The organism is Halococcus sediminicola (genome assembly GCF_000755245.1).
Taxonomy (GTDB): Archaea; Halobacteriota; Halobacteria; order Halobacteriales; family Halococcaceae; genus Halococcus; species Halococcus sediminicola.
Map to the genome: position 1 here is coordinate 39,949 of NZ_BBMP01000004.1, position 19,306 is coordinate 59,254.

The following is a 19,306-nucleotide window of genomic DNA, read 5'->3' on the forward strand; positions in this document are numbered from 1 at the left end:
GCTACTCGGTAACGGTGAATTTTCCGACCATTCCGGTCGGCTCGTGTGGGATGCAGAAGTAGTTGTACGTCCCGGGGACCTCGAACGTGTGCTCGAACGTCTCGCCGCTCTCGATGGCACCGTCTGTCCCCGAGGTCCACGCCTCGCGGGCGGCTCCTTCACCCTCGAAGCCGCCGGAGGCGAAGTACGTCGCCGCGTCGGGAATCCGCGACTGGTAGGCGGTCACGGTGTGGCTGCGCGAACCGGTGTTGCGCCAGACGACCGGCTCCCCGACGCGCGGCTCGAAGTCCTCCTTCGGGAGGAAGGCGCTCGAACTCATCCCGATGTCGTAGTCGGGCTGTTCGCGCGAGGAGCCGAGACAGCCGGCGAGACCGACGGCGACTCCGGTCGTGGCGGTAAGAAACGCACGACGGTTCATGGGTTCGACTTCGAGCGCGGGGGGTATAGACTCCGCGATACGCGCTGGGGCGGCGAGGATAAACGCCTAAATCGCCCGTCGGCGATGGCGCTGACATGGCTACTCGGCCGCGATTCGTCGCCGCGCTCAGTCTCGCCGACGGCGTCACGGCGGCCAACGCCGCCCTCGGCTTTCTGGCGGCGGCGCTCGCGCCGATTTCGCCCGCGCTGGCCGCCCGGTTCGTCCTGCTGGCGGCGGTCGCCGACGGACTCGACGGTGTGCTCGCCGGGCGGGTGGGGGCCACGCCGGTCGGCGAGTTCCTCGACTCGCTGGCCGACGTCGCCTCGTTCTGTGTCGCGCCCGCGTTGCTCGTCTTCTCGGTGGTGCGCCTCGAATGGGGCGTCGCGCCGTCGAGCCTCGTGGGGGCGCTGGCGCTCGCCGTCGCCGCGCTGTTTGTCGTCAGCGGTGTGGTTCGACTGGGGCTCTATACAGCCTACGACGTCGAGCGCGGCCACACCGAAGGCGTCCAGACGACGCTCGCGGCGACGGTGCTCGCGGCTGGCTTGCTCGCCGGCATCGAGACACCAACCCTGCTCCTCGGTGCGACCGCGGTCTTTGCGGGGTTGATGGTCGCGCCGGTCACGTATCCCGACCTTCGGGTGCGCGATGCGCTCGTGATGGGTGTCGTGCAGGCCGGTGCAATCGTCGTTCCCGACGTCCTCTTCGGCGTGTTTCCACGCCTCCTGCTCGCCTGTGCGCTCGCATATCTTCTGTTCGCGCCGTGGTCGTATCCGGCGGGCGACGAAGGGAAACGCACTTAGGCGATTCGAGCGAAATCCGCTCCATGAGCGACGGGGACGAGCCTGCGGACGAAATCGAGCGAGAGGCGGATGCGGCCGGGGAGGAGACCTCGACCGAGTCCGAAGAGACCGATCAGCCGGCGGCCGAGGAGGCCGGCGAGGCCGAATCGGAGCGTGGCTCCGACGAGCCGACCGCCGACGGGAACGACACGGACGAACCCGCCGGCGAGACCGACGACGAGGGCCGGCGCGAAGGCGACCAGCTGGGAGCCGAACACGCCGACGAGGAAGCCACATCCGGCGACGACGCCGACATCGAACCGCCGGAAGGGGACGAAACCGAGCAGGACGAAGATACGGAATCCGACGACGAAGCCGCGGACGAGACCAAAGAGGAGGCCGAGGATAGCGAGACGACCGACGAAGACGACGAATCGACCGACAACGAGGGTGGCAATGGTGACGAGGAAGCCGAAGACACCGAAAGCGACGACACCGAGGAGGGCGAACTGGAGGCGCGAACGCCCGAAGCGCTCGACGAGCGCCTCGACGAGGTCGAAACGGGTATCGAGGAAGCCGACACCGAAGCCGACCTCGATGTGGTGGAGAACGATCTCGACGGCGTCGAGGAGGACATCGAGGCGGCCGACCTCCCCGAACCCGACGAGGACGAGGAGGACGCCGAGGATCCGGGCGAGGAACTCGAATCCAGAGTGACGGAACTGCGCGAGGCAATCGAGGACCAGCGCGGTCCGTACGCCGAGGACGCCGTCGAGGCAATCGAGGGCGCACAGTCGACGCTCACCGAGACGCGCTGGACCGAACAGGGTGAGCGTGAGATTGCTGACGTGGTGGATTCGTTCCTCGACAGCGCCGGCGAGACGCTCGACGAGGAGTTCACGGCCGCCAACGACGAGCCGGAGCATCTCGCGGCGGCGCTCGGCGAGGTAAACGAGACCATCGAAAATCGGGACCTCGACCCGGACGACGACGCCGAGACCGTCGCGGCGCTGGTCGAGGCGGCCGACGAACTCACCGCGGGTCTCGACGACGCCGAGGAATGGGACGATCTCACCGTACGGGAGAAACTCACCGTCGAGGGTTTCTACGACGTGCTCACGCCCGAGACCCGCAAGGACTTCCCGCCGGAGTGGAACGCCATCAAGATCTACGAGAAGCGGGGCGATCCCGAACCCATCCTGCGCGGGCTCGACATGTTCGGCTCGGATTTCATGGAGGAACACTGCATCGAGTCACTCAAACGGATGGGCGCGCCAGAAGCCTACGACGTGATGGAAGAGCGCGCCCAGAAGCGCAACAAACCGCCGATCGAGGTGCTCGGAAAGATCGGCGACGACCGCGCGCTCGACACCCTCCACGAGTACATCGAGGGCGAGAGCGACCCCGCGCTCCAGAAAGTCACCATCAAGGCCATCGGCGAGATCGGCTCGACGGACTCGACCCAACCGATCGCCGACCGGCTGGTAGCCGAGAACGAGACCGTCCGCTCGAACGCGGCGCGCGCACTCGGTCTCATCGGTGACACACGCGCCATCTCGCCGCTCTCCGATGTGCTCTCCGACGACGACTCGAACTCGGTGCGCGCGAGCGCCGCGTGGGCACTCAACCAGATCGGAACGGAGAAAGCGCTCGACGCCGCCCGCGAGCACGCAAACGACCGCTCGTTCCTCGTCCAGAGCGAGGCCGAGAAGGCCGACCGCGCGATGGCCGAGGACGGCGACGCCGCCGAGACGACCGTCTGAAACGCGCTCGTCGAAGACGAGAGTTTATATACTCGAACGGAACCATCGCCGTGCGTGTCCGTTCGTGCCGTCGCGTTCGTGGTCGTTCTCGTCGTCGCGTCGCTGAGCGGGGCGGCGATGGCGGCGGACGACGAATCGGTCGAAGCACAACCGGACGGACCGCACATCGAGGCGGTCTATCCGAACCCACTCGCCGACGACGATGCGGGCGAATACGTTCTGCTCGACGTTCCCCGAGAGACGAATCTCACGGGCTGGACGCTCGGCGACGGCGAGACGACGATCACGCTTCCGAACACGACCGTCGAGGGGCAGGTGGTGCTGACGGACGACCCGAACGCCACCAACCTCTCCGGGCCAGCACAGGTACTGAACGGGTCGGTGAGCCTCGCCAACGGCGGTGAAGAACTCGTCCTCGCCGACGGCGGGGAGGTCGTCGACGAGACGGTCTACGAGGACGCACCGGATGCCGAGGTATGGAATCGGACCGCCAACGGCTGGGCGTGGCAACACCGCGGGGCGACCGACTTTCGGGCGGTGCGGTCGGACGCGACGAGCGCGCGGGCGTTCGTGCTGCCCGATGCGCCCGGAATGCCCATCGACGTACTCGACTCAGCACAAGAGCGCATCCTGCTTTCGGGCTATTCCTTTGCCTCCGAGCGCGCTGCGCGTGCGCTGCAACGAGCCGCCGAGCGCGGCGTCGAGGTGCGAGTGCTGGTCGACGACGCACCCGTGGGTGGCATCAGCGATCGACAGGGTGAACTGCTCGACGACCTCGCGCGGGCCGGTATCCCAGTTGAGGTCATCGGCGGCGACTGGGCACGATACGATTTTCATCATCCGAAGTACGCGGTCGTCGACGACCGCGCGCTCGTCATGACCGAGAACTGGAAGCCATCGGGAATCGGCGGGAAGTCGAGCCGTGGCTGGGGTGCGGTCGTCGAGGGTGAAGTTGCCGACAGGCTCGCCGAAATCTTCCGTGCGGACGCCGACTGGCGCGACACCGCCTCGTGGAGTACGTTCCGCGCGAACCGCACGTTCGAGGAGGACGAAGTGGCGAACGAGAGCTATCCGACGACCTTCGAGTCGCAGAACGTGAGCATCGAGAGTGCACAGTTGCTCGCCGCGCCCGACAACGCGGAGGGCGCGCTCGTCGAGCGCCTCGACGGTGCCGACGATTCGATCGACGTCGTGCAGGCGTCCATCGGGAGCCAACGGCAGCCGTTTCTCCGAGCAGCGGTTCGTGCGGCAGAACGCGGCGTCGAGGTGCGTATCCTGCTCGGCGGTGCGTGGTATTCGGAGGAAGACAATGGCGAACTCGCCGAGTGGCTGAACGAAAAGAGCAGTGATGAGAACCTCTCGCTCGAAGCCAAAGTCGCCGCGTCGGGATCGCGCTTCGAGAAGATCCACGCCAAGGGTGTCATCATCGACGGCGAGGAGGTGGTCGTGGGGAGCATGAACTGGAACAATAATTCCGCCCGCGAGAACCGTGAAATAGCCCTCGTGCTCGACGGCGAGGAAGCAGGGACCTACTACAGCCGAGTGTTCGACGCCGACTGGACGGACGAGGAGAGCGAGCGCGGTCTCGACACCGGTATCGAAACGCCGCTACCCGTCGGGGTGATCGCGGCGGTCGTGGGTGTGACGGTGCTCGCGGCTGTCGTCGCGCGCCGTATCGAGTTCGAGTGACGTTTCGAGACTACAATCAGTCTTCGGCACTCCGTTTCGGGATGACGAATTTCGGCGAGTTGCGATGTTCTACAGGTTCGAGATCGCGTCGTCGATGTCGAAGTCTTCCGTGGTCTCGGAACCCTCCTCGTTCCGATCGACGCTCTCCTGTTCTTCGTCGATGTCGACCTCGGGACCCTCCTCGTCGGTGAACTCGGTGTGGACACCCCACGGCATCTCAATACCACCCGTTCGGGGTAGCGGTCGGCTCTCGGTGCGTTTCGGAGGTGTGGATGGGTGCTTGCATGGCGGTATGGACGGTCGAACGTAGCGGACGAATGAGTATATGACTGTCGCACCGACGGACGAACCGTGCTGACGTCGGTTCAGTGAGTTTGCCGAGTCAGTCCTCGAAGCCAGCCACGCTTGCGCTGCCGAGTTCCTCGTCGATTTCGGCGTCGCCCATCTTCGCTTCGAGCGCGTCGAGGACCGTCTCGCGCATGCCCTTGACGAACTTGATCGAGCCGACCACGAGGTGGCCGCCGCCGCTGACGCCGCCGTCGGTCTCGGCTTCGAGTTCCTCGACCATCCGCGGGATGTCGAGGCGCACGCCGTCGGAGCGGAGCACGGCGAAATCGGGCCCGTAGCCGACGGTGATGACGGGACTGTCGCTCTCGGCCACCTTGCGGTCGTGAATCGCGCCCGTCGTCTTGCCCGGTGCAGGGTAGGTAAAGCGATGGGCGTGGCGCTCGACGTCGATCCGGTAGAGGTCCGCGCCGTTTGCGAGGCTCGCACTCTCGACGTGAGGCATCACGGCGTCGAGTTGTTTTTCGGTGTCGCGTTCGGCTCGTTCGGAGAGGAATTCGACGAGTTCGGTGTGACGGGCGTCGTCAGCGCCGTCGACGCCGAGTACGTCCGTGAGCAGCGACTCGCCGGCGCTGTAGCGTAGCCAGTGCGCCGAGTAATCGAGCGCGTCGCCGATCGCCTGGAGATCGCTCTCGTCGTAGCCCGCTTCGCGGGCGAGGGCGAGGTAGTCGGTCATCGCGTCGGCTTCCGAGCGGTCGGTGAGACCCGCGACCGCCGGGACGTGAGTGAGTTCGTCGGTGATTTCGGGGTGGATCATTCGGGCGAGTTCCACACACAACATTCCGGTCGTCACCCGGTAGTCCTCGTCGTGGAGGTAGGGGTTGACGTGTTCTGTGAGCAGCCCGTCGACCGCGTCGGGGTCGGGATGGTGGTGATCGACGGCCACGATGGGGATATCGTACTGAGCCAGCGCCTCGTAGGCCGGCACGTCCTCCTCGGTAGAGCCGTTGTCGAGCATCGCCACGAGCGGGAGTCGCTGGCCGTGGCGGTCGCGGTCGCCGAGCGCGAAGTTGAGGTCCCGCGTGACGTCCTCCATCTCGTAGTAGGGGGCCTTGCTCGGCAGGCGCTTGAGCAGGTGGCGTGCCGCCGACGGATCGCCGTGAACCTCGGCGACGAAGCGCGAGAGCGCGAGCGTCACGGGGATGGATGCACACATCCCGTCGCCGTCGGCGTGGTGGCGGATGCGAATCGGTCGATTCTCCAACACGGCACGGCGCAGGCGCGTCGCCACGGCTTCGAGGTCCTCGTGAAGTTTGTCGAGGGCCGGCCAGTCGATGAGCGGTTCGACGTCGTGCGGTTCTGCCTGCCGTTCGAGCGCGCTGTCGAGGCGCTCGCGGAGTTCCGCCGTGTCGTCGAGCGCGTCGAGCGCGTCGACCTCGATCTGGAGCGCTCCCTCGCGCCGCTCAACCGTCCCCGTGACTCTGACCATGTCGCCGAGGTCGAAGTCCGGATAGGCGCGGACGCCGGCCGATTCGAACGCCGCACACGGGACGATGCCGCCGGCGTCGCGCACCGTGAACACGGTGGGGCCGCCGGTCTGTTTGATCTGCACGAGTTCGCCCTCGACGGTGACCGTCTCTCCCTCCTGGCTCCCGAGTTCGTCGGCGGCCGTGATCTCGGGGTCGTGTTCGACATGGGTCGTCTCGGGGTCGTGTTCGACATGGGTCGTCTCGGGGTCCTCGACGGAAACCGACTCGAAGCCGAGATCGCCGTTCATCCTGATTTCGACGAGTCGCACGGTCAGCTCGTCGCCGACGGCGTAGGTTCCGTCGAGATTCGACTCGTGGACGAGGCCCGAGACCGATTCGGAGAGATCGACGAAGATCCCGTACTCGACGACGCCGTTGACCGTCGCGCGATAGTACGCGCCCTCTTCGACGTCCTCGACGGTGCAATCGGGGGCGAGGTCGTGAACGGAAGCGTCGCCGACTGGTTCGGAATGAGATGGAGTGGACATTCTTGGCAGTCGTTTGCCGCGACCGACTTTAACGCTTGGCAAACACGTGTGTCGGCTTCGGAACGCTTAGATGGACGCCGGGCGAGTCCCGTCCTATGGGGCTGTTCCGGTCGCGTGAGTTGCTCGGCATCGCCGCCGACACTCTGGAGTTCGCTCGCTCGGCGGCCGCCGAGACCCACCCGAACGAGTACATGGGTCTCCTGCGAGGTCAACCGGCCGGCGAACTCGGACTCGACGAATCGGGTACTGTGATTACCGACGTGCTCGTCATCCCCGGAACCGAATCGAATCCCGTCAGTGCCACGGTGAAGACGAGTCTCGTGCCCAACGATATGCGCGCCGCCGGATCGATTCACTCCCACCCGAACGGCGTTCTCAGGCCGAGTGCCACCGATCGCGCGACCTTCGGCAAAGGTGAGGCACACATCATTCTCGGCGCACCCTACGGTCCCGACGACTGGCGCGCGTTCGACCGCGAAGGCGAGGAGCGCGACCTCCCGGTGCTCGACGTCTCGCTGCCCGACGCCGAGGAATTCTTCGATTTCACACAGGCCGACATCGACGAGGAACTCCGATGAACGATTCAAGCACCGTCATCGCACAGGGCACCTTCGACATCCTTCACCCAGGTCATCTCCACTACCTCCGCGAGGCGGCGGCGATGGGCGACGTCCTCCACGTGATCATCGCCCGCCGCGAGAACGTCACCCACAAAGAACGACCGGTGCTTCCCGACCGCCAGCGCCGGGACATGGTCGCCGCGCTCGACCCCGTCGACAGCGCGCTGCTTGGCGACAAAGAGGACATCTTCGTGCCCATCGAGCGCATCGACCCCGACGTCATCGTGCTCGGCCACGACCAACACCACGACGAGGCGGGCATCGAGAGCGCGCTCGCCGAACGCGGCATCGACTGTGCGGTGAAACGCGCCTCGGGCCGCGAACCGGACTTCGACGGCGAGGTGCTCTCGACGGGGACGATCATCGACCGCATCTGCGAGCAGCGGTGCTGATTCGCGTCCGACGAGCGTCTGACTGACGCTTTTTGTGTAGCGCACGATCGGTGAGAGTATGTCGAGCACCAGCCAGCCGACGGACACGCGAGCGGTCGTCGAGGCGCTCTCGTATCACGACTGCCCGCTCGACCGGACGCCCGCCCGTGACGACGCCGTTCTCGCGGCCTACAAGTACCTCCTCACCCACCGGACGGTCTCGCGGCTCGGACTCGTGGGCAACGTCTATCCACAGCGCGACGGCGGACTCGGTCCGAGTGAGTGGTACGAGGCGCTCGTCGCGCCGCTGTTGAGCGAGCTGCCGGGCGTCTCGCCGCCCGGGCCGGGTACGGCGCTCTGGCGATACGTGTCCGAATAGCCGAGTGACCGACCCGTGTCACCGGTCTATTTCGATACCGTGACCGAGTACGTTGCAGTATCGGTTTTCGTCTCTCCACCGTCCGTATACTCGTATTGCACACTGATGATCAACAGTCCGTTGTCGGTTTTCTCGTTGAGGTTGCTCAGCGTGACCGATGTCGTGCTCCCTGCCGAAACGCTGAAGGGACTGCTGAGCGTTTCGGCCTTTCCATTCAGGTCGACATCAGTGCCCGCGAACCTGCCTTCCGTGGCAAACTTCCCGTTCGGGAACTTGCCAACGTAGCCGTTGAACTGTACTCGTGTCGCCTTCATATCGACACTCCCGCTGTTCTCGAAGACGAACTCGACTGCATTGTTGCCGACCGTCCTAGCGTTCTCGACGGTGACGGTTGAGGCTGTGAGTGCAAAGCCGTTGTCGATGTCGCTACCGATGTCGTCCGGGTCGGTATCGCTATCAGCGGGAACGTCAAACTCGTAAGTGACGGTGTTCAGCTGCTTACTGGTTCCGTCGGGTAAGGTGGCTGTTCCCGTATCGCCCCCGACGAGCGTGAGTTCGATTTCGACCGTACTGCCGGCATCCGCGGGACCGGGGGCATAGTTGAACGTTGCACGTCCACCGTCGTCCGTCGATGCGGTGGCGGTATCGCTTCCCGACCCGGCAAACGTCCCAGACCCGCTGACGATTTTGGCCTCGACCGTCTCCCCGGCAGCGAAGGTACCGAATTCGTCGTGAGCGCTCACGGTCAGCGTCTCCGGTGTACCGACGTCGACGGTCGGCTCGGTCGTCGAATCCTCGCTTTTGAGATACTTCAACTCGGGCTCGTCCGAACTTCCGAGAGTGACCTCAGCGGCACGGAGTGCGTAGCTCTCTCCGCTCTTCAATCCGATTTTTACGCTCCCGGGGTCGCCACCGCTGTATCCGTTGAGCTTGACGTTCGGCGTCCCGGCTCCGAAACCGTCCCCCAAAATCTCCGTCCACGTGTCTCGGGGGAGTGTCGTCGGAACGCTGATTTCGCCGCCGTCCGACCCAACGCGCACGTACTCGGTCGACGTGCTCACAGGTCGTGCGGTCAGGCTCGTCGTGACGCCGCTTTTCTGATACTCACCCGCAACGAGAAGAAGATTGATACGCTTTCCGTCGTCGGAAAGCAGCCCGCCTTCGGACCCGAGCGTTGGTGGGTTGTCGTTCTCGAAGTCCTTGATGAGCATCCCGTTTTCGAGCGTGTACTCCGTCCGCTGTTGGAGCAAATTATAGCTTGGTTGGTAGCCAATGATTCGGGTCTCGAACGTCGGGTTCGTGCTCCAGTACCCACTGCCGTCGCTCAGTCCCGATACTGTCACCGTCTGCGGGTCGCCAGTACTGAGTGACCCGGCCGGACTGCCCGGGTTGATCGCGAGTGCCCGGTCGGGATACTGCACGCCGGTAGTGACGGTTGCCGATTGAGGAACGCCGCTCGTTCCGGCCTGCTGAATCGCATCGTTCAACCGACTCATCTCGCCCTCGACAGTTTGGGAGTGCTTGAACTCGACTTCCTCGTTCTGTGCGGGGACGACGCTCGACTGATACAGCGTGAAAACGATCATTATCAGCGCGAAAATCAACACGAACCCCACGACTGGCGAAACCGCGCGCTCGTCGTCCATCAATCGCTTCAGTTGCTGTTTGAGTGAATTCATCTTATCATACCACCCCGAAAACGATGAGCGCGAACGTCGGCAACACGACGGCGAACTTCGCGCCCGTGAGCAGGTTGCCGCTGCGGATGTAGCCCGCGATGAATCCCGACATAACTCCCTGAATCGTCACCGCGTGGAAAAAGAGCATGCCCATCAGTTCGACGTCGATGCTCGCCCCGAGTCCGGCCTGCCCGCCCGTACCGCCCGTGTCGAGACCCGCCATCGTATCGAGGAAGTTTACCTTCAGGATGGCCATCACCGCTAGCAGCGTGAAGAACGTCATCACGATGATGACGACCTGCATCCGGGCCTGCGAGCGCTGCTCGCGCTCGATGTCGTCCTGGTTCTCGCTGGCGCGCGCCGCCGTCGAGAGCACCTCCGTTATCTGACTCGACGCTTCCTGGGCCTTGCCGACGACGTTCACCGTGCGCGCGAGCCGCGGGATGTGATATTTGTTGTTGAACTCGACCAGCGCCGTCGTCAGATTCGTCCCGTAGTTGACTTTCGCGTACATCACCCGAAACTCCTCGGCGAGTCGGCCCGAGGAGGTGTCGGCGACGAGTTTCAGCGACTCCAGGAGGGTCAATCCCGTGCTGTTCGCACTCGACAGTTTGCGAAGGTTCTCCGAGAGTTTGCCCGTGATGTGCCGGCGCGTGCGGACGTTCCACTCGTAAAATATGGCCACCGGCAAGCAGTTCACGTACAGCGGGACGTACACCCAGAGGAAGGTTCCGCCCACGGAGTTTCGGATGAATCCCTCCATCGAAATCGGCGCATTCCCCGAAACGACGCCGAAGGCGACCAGCACGACCGACGCTGGGATCGTGAGCGCGAGCACCGCGAGCGGATAATCGCGGAAGAAGTAGTGGGGCTTCGTGAGTAGCTCCGCCGTCCGATAGGTCCCCTCACGGCTTTCGATGCGGTCGAAGATCCTATGTGTACCGACGTAGCGCTCGACGAGTCCGAGATCGGCAATGCGTTCGATCCCCGTCATCGTTTCCCGGTCGTCGCCTCCCTCGGGACGGAGATAGCCGTCGCCGACCTCGTCCTGTTTGACCGTCGAGACTAATACTGTGAAGCCAATGCCGATGAGCGGGATCAGTCCGTAGACGGTCATGTAGAGGAGCGCAGTCTGTGAGCCGCCGATCATGCTCATCACGACGAGAATGATGATGAGCAGAAGCGGGAACACCGAGAGCGTAATGTACATCTCACCGAAGAGTTCGAGCGTTTCGAGCACCAACGACTGCTCCTGTTTGGTGGTTCGGAGGTGTTTGTCCTTCTTGTCGCTCAGAAAGTCAGTCATGTCCCCACCCGAATCGATGATCGAGAGCATGTCCGTCAGAAACTGGCTCAGCTCCTCGCTCGGCGTTCTGAGCGCTTGCTTTCTGATGGCCGTTCGATAATCGGTGTCGAAGTATTCGGTTTCGAGGTGGATGCTCTCGAACTCCTTTGCCACCGCACCGTACGTGTCGTCGGCGCGCGCCATCGCCTCGAAAATTTCGAGTTGGTTCAACCCGCCAATCGACAGCGCGTACATGAACGAGACCGAATCGGCTAGTAACATATTGATCTCGCGCTTGCGCGAACTCGCCCGGAAGTAGGGGACGGCGACGAGCGCGCCGAACCCAGCGACGAACCCGACCAATCCACAGACCAGCCCCGAGAGCAAGACGAGCAGCGGTATCTTCACCACCTCGAAGACCTCCAACAGGGGACCGCGAAGCAGCCGGATGTCGGTGAGTTTCGGCGTGCCAGTCACGAACAGTTCGACGAGCGCATAGCCCGACAGCGTGGCGACCACCCACAGCACCGCGCCGGCGACGACGCCGACTGCGAGCGCCCGCGAGAGATACATCTCCACCGTGTCGGGCATGCGCGCCGCGGCCAGTTTGCGCTCCATGTCGTCGACGAAATCGCCGTCCTCGTCGAACAGCAATCGATAGAGCGGGTAGAACCGGTCGCCGAGCGTCCGCGACCGGTTCCCGAATCCATCGGCCCCGTAGCTCACTCCGCACCACCCTCGTCAGTCATATCGGAGTCGGTTTCGGCTCGTCCGCCGTCGGCAACGGCGGCGGCCAGCCCCGGCGCTGCCCGCTCGTCGTACTCGTCGAACAGGCGGTCTTCGGCCTCCGCGAGGATCGACGCGGTGTGCTCGCGCAACTCCTCGCTCGGGTCCGGCCGGGGCACCATCGCCTCCTTCTCGGGGTCGGTGTCGATGAGAACGCTCTCCATCCCCCGGAGGTCGTCGAGGCTTTCCTCCAGTCGGTCGTTGGCGATGAGCGTCAAAATCGCGTCGGGGTCGTTGATGAACCCCTGCAGTGTGGCGGCGGCCTGCGTGTACGTGTTGAGACCGTGGTCGACGAGGTAGGCGAGCACGACCTTGCGCCGGAACAGCTCCGACGACAGTCGCTCCTGGCTCCAGCCACGGTCGAACTTGATGTCTTCGAGCGTGCTCGACGTCCCCAGTTTGAGGAAATCGTCGGTCTCGGCCTGCCACTGATAGACGTCCTGAACGTTGATCTCGTCGTGCTCGGCGTCGTAGTAGTTGATCTCGGTAAGCGCCTTGTTCCGGCGGACCTTCCGGCCCCGAACCCGGGTTGCGGTCTGGACGCTCACGAGGTCGAGCGCGGTAAACAGCGTCTTCGAGACGTTGATGGGGTCGGTCGTGAAGCGCTTGATGACCTCGCCCACGTTGTCGGCGTGAAAGGTCGTGAGCGAGGTGTGGCCCGTGCTCATCACCTGAAACAGCGTCCGTCCTTCCTCCCCGCGGATCTCGCCCATCACGATGTACTCGGGGCGCTGGCGCAGCGCCGCTTCCAAGAGCTTGAACTCGTCGATATCGCCGGCATCGTCGCCCGTGAACGAGGGGCGGGTAGTCGAGGCGACCCAGTTGCGCTGGGGGATTTCGAGTTCTCTGGTGTCCTCGATCGAGACGATCTTCGCCTTGCTCGGGATGAACAGCGAGACGGCGTTCAGACTCGTCGTCTTGCCCGACGCCGTACCGCCCGCAAAGAGCATCGACTTGTTGTTCTCGATGCAGAGCCAGATGTACGCCATCTCCTCTAGCGAGAACGTGTGCCAGTTGATGAGGTCGATTGGCGTGAATGGGACGTCCTTGAACTGCCGGATACAAACTTGCTGTTACAGTAGAAGTACAGAAAACAGAGAGGGGTAATACTATTTATTTTCGATAGGTTGTAAAACGATCTTCTCCAGTTTGGGTTGATCGCACACTACGCACCCAATGGTATCGAGGTTTTGGGCCTCTAATGGGTTCTCAAGCGTACGAACAGCGCCACAGTTCTGGCACGCCCATAACTCATACTCGTCGCCACTGTCTGTACCCTCGAATGGCATAGGTGTGTCAACGGACATATAACACTTAAATTTACCTGCCGTACACTCAGCGAGACCGGCCACCACAACTAAGTAATTTGAAACTACATTTGACACGGATGGGCGTATCCCAACTACCGGCCCATCCATTGACCGGAACCGCCCGACGTAACCGGGTTCGATCCGAAAAACACTATCACGGCCGGGACCGTGATACCCCACAAATCGGGGAATAGGAGGATTGAGGTACGGTCAAAGATATGAAAACAGGACAGCCGTGAAATACTTAACCTCCGTACAGTTGATAGACTCACACTATGAATCAAATTGACATTGCTGTCGAATGTAACCGACGAGAATTATCTGTCCGGGATTTCATTGAACCAGATGGGAACCGGCTATCTACGGGAATGACTAATCAAATATCTAATGATTGTGAAATCGAGTACAAAGGTACCATGATGTATAAGGGAGTTGACACTCCGGAAGTACTCGAATTTGTCCTGAACGTCGGTAGCGACGTATCGAAAGGAATCCTCGGTGCTTGGCTGTACGACCAACTCAAAGGGGCCGAAAATTCACGGCTGTACGTAGATGGGGAGCTTGTTTCAGTTCAAAAGGACAGAATACAGAACAGACTGGATGAGCTATTAGAGGAAGAAAACGAATAGTCCGGGCGACCTATCGAGTGCGCCCGTCGGTCCACCGAGAACAGTTCGGGCACCTGTATAGGTTGCCCGCATTGAGTGGGGTCGTCGGCACGTTGTCGGGGTCGAACGACTCACCGCAGTGTTCGCACTTCATTTAGGGTTCCGGGACATGGCGGGGATCCTCCGGTGGGAGGAACCGACGTTCGTCTATATCGTTCTCGTCGTCGGTCTCGTCGTCGGTCTCGACTTGACCCCCGTCCGTGGCGACCGGGTTCCGTGCTGCCGTAGCGGTGGCCCGTGCTGCCGAACGGAGCGCACCGTCCGCCCGAATAGCATCCGTGTGGTAACAGTGGCCGTGGTGCGTCCATCCTTTGCACGTGCACTTGTCGATGGTCCCGTCCGTCGAGACGTGGACCGAGTGCGCGTCACCGCTGCCGAGTGGGGACCAACAGTTGATGACCCCGTTTGCGCACAGAGTGGTCTCAAGAGCGATACCTTTTTTCGCTGTCCGCGTGTTGATTTTGTCGTCCGTCATGGTCTGGCGGACACCGAAGGGCCGTGTATCAGCACGGTCCTTTTCCGAAGGACTGCGCCCCTCAGTGTCTATTATACCCTATGAGCTACGGGTCCTTAAAACCGTCGTTCGCGTTCAACCAACATAGAACCGTAATTATATCAAAGTTAATCCTACTCGAAAACTCACGGACGCAACCGCAACCGCCATGGATGGGACCGCCACGGGAGAGGACCGCAGAACTTGTCAAGTAACCGAAAGACTTAAATGTTTGGAAGTAATAGTATTGATACTGTCAAACGCGACAGCTACCTTCCTTGCGGTCAACTCATACCATAGGGTCGAACGGTTACTTATCCGTTCGACATTTCAATATCCGGATAGACCTATCTATGTCACCCGACCGGCTTCCGGTCTCGACCACCGCCGTCCCAACCGGGTTACGGTTTGAGGGGGAGAGAACGTCATGGGGGGACGTGGCTACTCGGTCGAAAGGCGCTCGGCGAGACTGGGACCGTCGTCGGAAGGGATCTCGGTCAGCACACAATCGGGGCAAGGTTCGGCCGGACTGGTGGTTAGTGCGACCCGTTCGACGGTCTCGGTCTCGAAGGCACCACAGCTGCAACTAAGAGACCGATGGAAGTGTCCGTCCGCCACGAATACTGTTGCGCCCGGACAGGCTATGTACTGTTGCATTAGCGACGTTCGGCCGGAATAGAAAACGTGTGGACGAATAGGCATGTTCGTCCGAAGCGGGGGAAGTGTACCAGTACCGCATTGTGGAGGACCAATTAAGGCCGGTCTGAAGGCTGGTACAGTTATCCGTATGCACTCTATGCGTATAAACTTTTCGGTGGTCATTAGTAGCACCATATAGTTGATACTACAGAACAAAAATAGTTCTATCCGAATGAAGATAGTTCTGGCCGACGATGAATTACCTCGGGGCGAATGATATTATTGCCACCGGACCAGTCCGTGCCGGTCGGATGAGAACTGTTAACGTGCTCCCTGAATGTAATTAGTCTGTCCGAAAAAGACGCCCCGATGTATTCGGGTGAACGGTGTTCCGTTCCGGCCAGAACCGTACTGTTCTGCCGGACACCGTCCGACCTTTTGCGGATGGATCTACTCCTACAGCAATAGTTCGGCGCTTTTTCTTCCGGACCTGTCCCACTCTTGTCGGTGAGTAGTTTGTCCTCCATGATTTCTTCTCCCCTTAGACCGGACCCCCTCTGGGGTCCCTCCTGTGCGGTAGGAGAATACTTTCTGGAGAACCTGATGGTTCGTTAGAATAACGCCGACATACTACTGAGGGAGTACAGCTTAACTATTGCTGTTGACCTTGCCTATTGGTCCTCCCCCGCTTTTGACGACACCCAACTTTAGTTGGCCAGATACTTAAGTCTTTCGGCGAACGGAGGCCTTGGTACGTAACGCGGTGGTTTTCCATATTATTCTCGTAACTTATGATCATACTTACTCCCCATTTATTTGCCAAATACTTACCACTAATAACTTATGAGTAACGTACGTGAATAATCTGCATAGATATAAACCTGTCGCGCGAAGTCCCCATATATACTTAAAGGGCAGGCACTTGCAAGTACCGAAAGGCTTTTATAGCCTGAACCCTTCACCTTTAGTGAAGAGAGTACACCCATACTCTCGACTTTCTGACCACTGCCGTACCCATCCGGGTCACGGTTTACTAATGTCCGTCAGCGCCCGCTGTGTCTCACAGGATGGATACCCCTACCGAGAGAACGAAACGTGCTCACGGGCCAATCAGGTGCCTTCTCGGCAATGTGAGTAGGTCGGCGGGACTCGGCACCTATCCGACCGCATCTATTCTTTTCTGGTCGTACTTGACTGTATTTATCCGGACATCGAACGATCCTCTCGGACCTATTATCTCGGTCGATGGCTTCGGATGGAAATAGTGTTGGTTCTGTGGTAGTTCTTTTGTTTCGGGCGAGTAGTGGCGTACGTATGTATGACACGGTTCTGCCCGAACGTGTCAAGAAGTTTTTTAAAATAATTATATATAGAAAACTCTATATATAGAGTGGGTACATCGACTGAGAAAATCCAGAGTGATTTCTGTCCAAAATTTCGGCTCCTATAGCCGGGTCGGTGAGACCCTTATTCGTTCCGGCGAGAGGGTTCTATTCTTGTAATAGTAAATAAAAATAACTATAGACAACCGAAAGACTTAAGTAGTTGGGACTATTACAAATTAGACATGGGGGGACCTCCCCTCATTAAACGCCGATTCCGACGACGACCTCGACATCTATCCAGATCGTGTCATTAGGTCGTTCGGACTTGAAGCGTCTGAAATGGGCCGAGGCTCAAGGCCTCTTGACAAAGGAGCACGGCATGGGGGTCGGCCGAGAACGACCCTCCAATTCCGGCCGGTTCCGGGCAACTGGGACCGGTCCTGTCGCAACATGCCAGATATTACAACCGTAGAAATCCGAAGGGACTCACGCGAGCGCCTACGCTCCATCCAGCAAATCAGGGGCGACAATGCAACACACGATACACTCTATTTTCTGTTAGAGAATGTAGAAATACAGCCGCAATCAGCAGATAGTCCGGAAACATCCGGTATTATTGTGGAGAACTACAACAAATGAAGCAGGTAACTGTAAGTCTGGACGACGAGACAGCACAGGCCCTTAAAGAATCGATTGACCGACGGCGCGACCGCGTAGAATTGCAACGACTACGTTTCGCTAATGGTGCCAGCACTACGTCACAAGTAGAGGAACTATCGGAAGGACACGACACGGATCTCCCCGACGCGGTACGTGCATCGATTCAGTACACTCTCGATGACTTAGAATGATTGACGTTTCCGCCGAGAACATTGAGGAGAACAGTAGCGACGACGAACCCATTACGGTCGAAACGGAGCACCGAGAGGAATTGAGTCGAGAGGCCTACGACCGAGAACTTGTGAAGCGGGTCGCCGAGTTGAACGACCTTACGCCAGAGCATGTAATGTCCCGTCGGACCGTTATGCTCGACATGAGTGAGTTGTCGGTAGAACCCGGTGACTTCGAGTAGATGTTTGACTTATTCGGGGAGGAAACTGAAATGGCTACAATAGAGTTTGGGGAGGTGGAAGCATACCACCTCCTATACCGAATCGAGAAAGGCGGAACGAATCACGAATACTCTACATACGTGGACATGCACGGGCACAATCTGGGTTCGGACGGACGGGTAAACGTCGACCTGAATATTGACCCGGATGAGTCCGAATTTGACGCTGATACTATCCGCGAGGGGGAGCAGTTCCTTGAAGCACTAATTGATGAGCAGTGCGACCTTCCGTCGGCAAAATTCAGACACGAATAGAGGGATCGACAGTTTAGACCCCCTGAGGACCGGCCCTTTCGGCAGTAAAAATCCCATACCCACGAGCGCAGGGAATACACCTTAATAGAGATGGATCTGGGAACCGGCTAATCGCCAGAGGGGGACGTCGCTGCAAATACACAAATCGGCCGATCTACTCGGTTCCGGGGCCGTATTTGCGGGTCATATCACGGACATCGGTTGTAGCAATATCCAAATACCTTTCGGTCGTATCTAACTTACTGTGGCCCAATACTTTTTGCAGTGTCCGAACGTCCATGCCGTTACGGAGCGATTGGACGGCCCCCGTGTGGCGAAGCGTGTGGCTGGTTACTCGCATATGGTCTTTCCCGCCGTGGTCGGTGTATAGATGTTCCTGTATGCCAGCATCTTCGGCCGACTGCTGGATAATCCTATTAAATGTATGGTCGTTTATATACTCCGACCTATGCGTCGGGAACAGGTATCCTGCGTCGGATTTGGCATACCCCTCGCGGTAGATATCAATCCATTGGTCTAACAAGAAATTCAGTGACGGTTGATAGTACACGGTCCGATTGAGGTGGGTCTTATCCGCCCGGATCTTGATGCTTCTCTCCTCGCGGTCTATGTCTGTCAGACGGATTTGCACCAATTCGCCCCTCCTAAGCATCGTCTGATATGCGAGACGGATTAGTAACTCATTACGGAGCGGTGGGTCGCGGACGTGCTCGCAGATGGCCTGTACCTCTTCCGGCGTAATGCTGTGTATGTCTTCCCGCAGTGCCTGCGATTTCTCGGTCCCCTTTCGTAGTGCCGACCAATCCGATATATCTAATTCGTCGGTAGGGTTCTCCGGTGCGGTCGGAACGTCGAACCCTTCGGCCTGCATGTCGGCCAATTCGCCGTAGAACTTTGATACCGCGTTCCGGCGCATTTTGACCATACTCACAGAATAGTCGTCCTGTAGCATCTTACGGAGGTGTACCCGCAAATCTGCTGTAGTCACGTCGAAGGGGTCAATATCGTTGTCTGCGAGGTACCGGAGCCAGTAGCGGATCGAGTAGGTGTATCGTTCTGCCGTACCCGCCGTGTTCGTGACCGTGACCCTATCCTTAAATCCATCTAACAGGTTCTCATATTCCGTGTCGGGGACCGTCTTTTGCGCTGGCATTAGTTGCCACCCCTTCGGAAGTAAACGGTCCGTGGTTCGGACCCATCGGGTGGGGCATTGGTGGCCGACGAGACGCCTGCGGTCTCACCGGTAAGGGTCCCAAGAGCGTCCGTAACGTCGGACTCATCGGCCCCGATACGGCGGGCTATGTCCTCGGCAGTAATACCGTCTCCGCGCGACCGGGGTTCGCCTTCCGGTAGCATTTCATACACTACTTTCCGGAAGTCATACCCTTCGGCTGAATCCTGCTCGCGTTCGACAGCACCCATCCGGTCTTGTAG

17 protein-coding genes and 1 pseudogene are annotated in these 19,306 nt (G+C 60.3%); 9 read left to right on the plus strand and 9 right to left on the minus strand.

Annotated elements, in window-relative coordinates:
- Window position 1: 1 nt before the first annotated feature.
- Window positions 2–418, minus strand: coding sequence for a plastocyanin/azurin family copper-binding protein (locus ACP97_RS01380; RefSeq protein ID WP_049996056.1), 417 nt, complete (start codon window positions 416–418; stop codon window positions 2–4).
- Window positions 419–513: 95 nt separating this feature from the next.
- Between ACP97_RS01380 and ACP97_RS01385 the strand changes: the two genes are divergently transcribed.
- From ACP97_RS01385 to ACP97_RS01395, 3 genes are all read left to right on the plus strand, one after another.
- Window positions 514–1,218, plus strand: a complete 705-nt coding sequence (locus ACP97_RS01385) for a protein sorting system archaetidylserine synthase (protein WP_049996057.1) — start codon at window positions 514–516, stop codon at window positions 1,216–1,218.
- 488 nt (window positions 1,219–1,706) lie between these two features.
- Window positions 1,707–2,960: a HEAT repeat domain-containing protein gene (locus ACP97_RS01390; protein WP_202593533.1), complete on the plus strand. Its 1,254-nt coding sequence runs from the start codon at window positions 1,707–1,709 to the stop codon at window positions 2,958–2,960.
- Between the two features lie 54 nt (window positions 2,961–3,014).
- Window positions 3,015–4,649 (plus strand): phospholipase D-like domain-containing protein, encoded by a 1,635-nt coding sequence (locus tag ACP97_RS01395; RefSeq protein ID WP_049996059.1) that lies wholly within the window; start codon window positions 3,015–3,017, stop codon window positions 4,647–4,649.
- Between the two features lie 69 nt (window positions 4,650–4,718).
- On the opposite strand, the gene ACP97_RS19565 is transcribed toward ACP97_RS01395, so the two are convergent.
- Window positions 4,719–4,865: a hypothetical protein gene (locus ACP97_RS19565; RefSeq protein ID WP_154019883.1), complete on the minus strand. Its 147-nt coding sequence runs from the start codon at window positions 4,863–4,865 to the stop codon at window positions 4,719–4,721.
- Window positions 4,866–5,031: 166 nt separating this feature from the next.
- Window positions 5,032–6,951 carry a DHH family phosphoesterase gene (locus tag ACP97_RS01400; protein WP_049996060.1) on the minus strand — a complete coding sequence of 640 codons (1,920 nt, stop codon included), beginning with the start codon at window positions 6,949–6,951 and terminating at the stop codon, window positions 5,032–5,034.
- A gap of 95 nt (window positions 6,952–7,046) precedes the next feature.
- Here ACP97_RS01400 and ACP97_RS01405 point away from each other — a divergent pair, with 95 nt between their 5' ends.
- The 3 genes from ACP97_RS01405 to ACP97_RS01415 are packed head-to-tail and all read left to right on the plus strand — an operon-like array spanning window position 7,047 to window position 8,321.
- A complete protein-coding gene (locus tag ACP97_RS01405; RefSeq protein ID WP_049996061.1) occupies window positions 7,047–7,529 on the plus strand; it encodes a Mov34/MPN/PAD-1 family protein in 483 nt (160 codons plus the stop codon).
- Complete coding sequence (locus ACP97_RS01410) at window positions 7,526–7,963, plus strand: adenylyltransferase/cytidyltransferase family protein (RefSeq protein ID WP_049996062.1); 438 nt, start codon at window positions 7,526–7,528, stop codon at window positions 7,961–7,963. The genes ACP97_RS01405 and ACP97_RS01410 overlap by 4 nt, the downstream gene beginning before the upstream one ends.
- A gap of 58 nt (window positions 7,964–8,021) precedes the next feature.
- Window positions 8,022–8,321, plus strand: coding sequence for a hypothetical protein (locus tag ACP97_RS01415; protein ID WP_049996063.1), 300 nt, complete (start codon window positions 8,022–8,024; stop codon window positions 8,319–8,321).
- Between the two features lie 26 nt (window positions 8,322–8,347).
- Here ACP97_RS01415 and ACP97_RS01420 read toward each other — a convergent pair whose 3' ends face one another.
- From ACP97_RS01420 to ACP97_RS01430, 3 genes and pseudogenes are all read right to left on the minus strand, one after another.
- Entirely contained in the window at window positions 8,348–10,000 is a 1,653-nt protein-coding gene (locus ACP97_RS01420) for a hypothetical protein (protein WP_154019884.1), read from the minus strand.
- Between the two features lie 4 nt (window positions 10,001–10,004).
- The gene (locus ACP97_RS01425; RefSeq protein ID WP_049996065.1) at window positions 10,005–12,011 is read right to left on the minus strand and encodes a type II secretion system F family protein; all 2,007 of its coding nucleotides are present in this window, start codon (window positions 12,009–12,011) and stop codon (window positions 10,005–10,007) included.
- Window positions 12,008–13,132, minus strand: a pseudogene (locus ACP97_RS01430) (type II/IV secretion system ATPase subunit); the annotation flags it as partial. The gene ACP97_RS01425 and the pseudogene ACP97_RS01430, both read right to left, overlap by 4 nt.
- Before the next feature lie 524 nt (window positions 13,133–13,656).
- On the opposite strand from ACP97_RS01430, the gene ACP97_RS01440 reads away from it, so the two are divergent.
- The gene (locus ACP97_RS01440) at window positions 13,657–14,010 is read left to right on the plus strand and encodes a hypothetical protein (protein ID WP_154019885.1); all 354 of its coding nucleotides are present in this window, start codon (window positions 13,657–13,659) and stop codon (window positions 14,008–14,010) included.
- A gap of 133 nt (window positions 14,011–14,143) precedes the next feature.
- Here the strand turns inward: ACP97_RS01440 and ACP97_RS01445 are convergent, their stop codons facing one another.
- Window positions 14,144–14,524 (minus strand): hypothetical protein, encoded by a 381-nt coding sequence (locus ACP97_RS01445; protein ID WP_049996068.1) that lies wholly within the window; start codon window positions 14,522–14,524, stop codon window positions 14,144–14,146.
- A 459-nt stretch (window positions 14,525–14,983) separates the two neighbouring features.
- Window positions 14,984–15,199: a hypothetical protein gene (locus ACP97_RS19570; protein WP_154019886.1), complete on the minus strand. Its 216-nt coding sequence runs from the start codon at window positions 15,197–15,199 to the stop codon at window positions 14,984–14,986.
- Window positions 15,200–17,353: 2,154 nt separating this feature from the next.
- On the opposite strand from ACP97_RS19570, the gene ACP97_RS01450 reads away from it, so the two are divergent.
- Window positions 17,354–17,578, plus strand: a complete 225-nt coding sequence (locus tag ACP97_RS01450) for a hypothetical protein (protein WP_049996069.1) — start codon at window positions 17,354–17,356, stop codon at window positions 17,576–17,578.
- Window positions 17,579–17,872 (plus strand): hypothetical protein, encoded by a 294-nt coding sequence (locus tag ACP97_RS01455; RefSeq protein WP_049996070.1) that lies wholly within the window; start codon window positions 17,579–17,581, stop codon window positions 17,870–17,872.
- A 154-nt stretch (window positions 17,873–18,026) separates the two neighbouring features.
- Here ACP97_RS01455 and ACP97_RS01460 read toward each other — a convergent pair whose 3' ends face one another.
- The gene (locus ACP97_RS01460; protein WP_049996071.1) at window positions 18,027–19,025 is read right to left on the minus strand and encodes a tyrosine-type recombinase/integrase; all 999 of its coding nucleotides are present in this window, start codon (window positions 19,023–19,025) and stop codon (window positions 18,027–18,029) included.
- Window positions 19,026–19,306 lie beyond the last annotated feature (281 nt).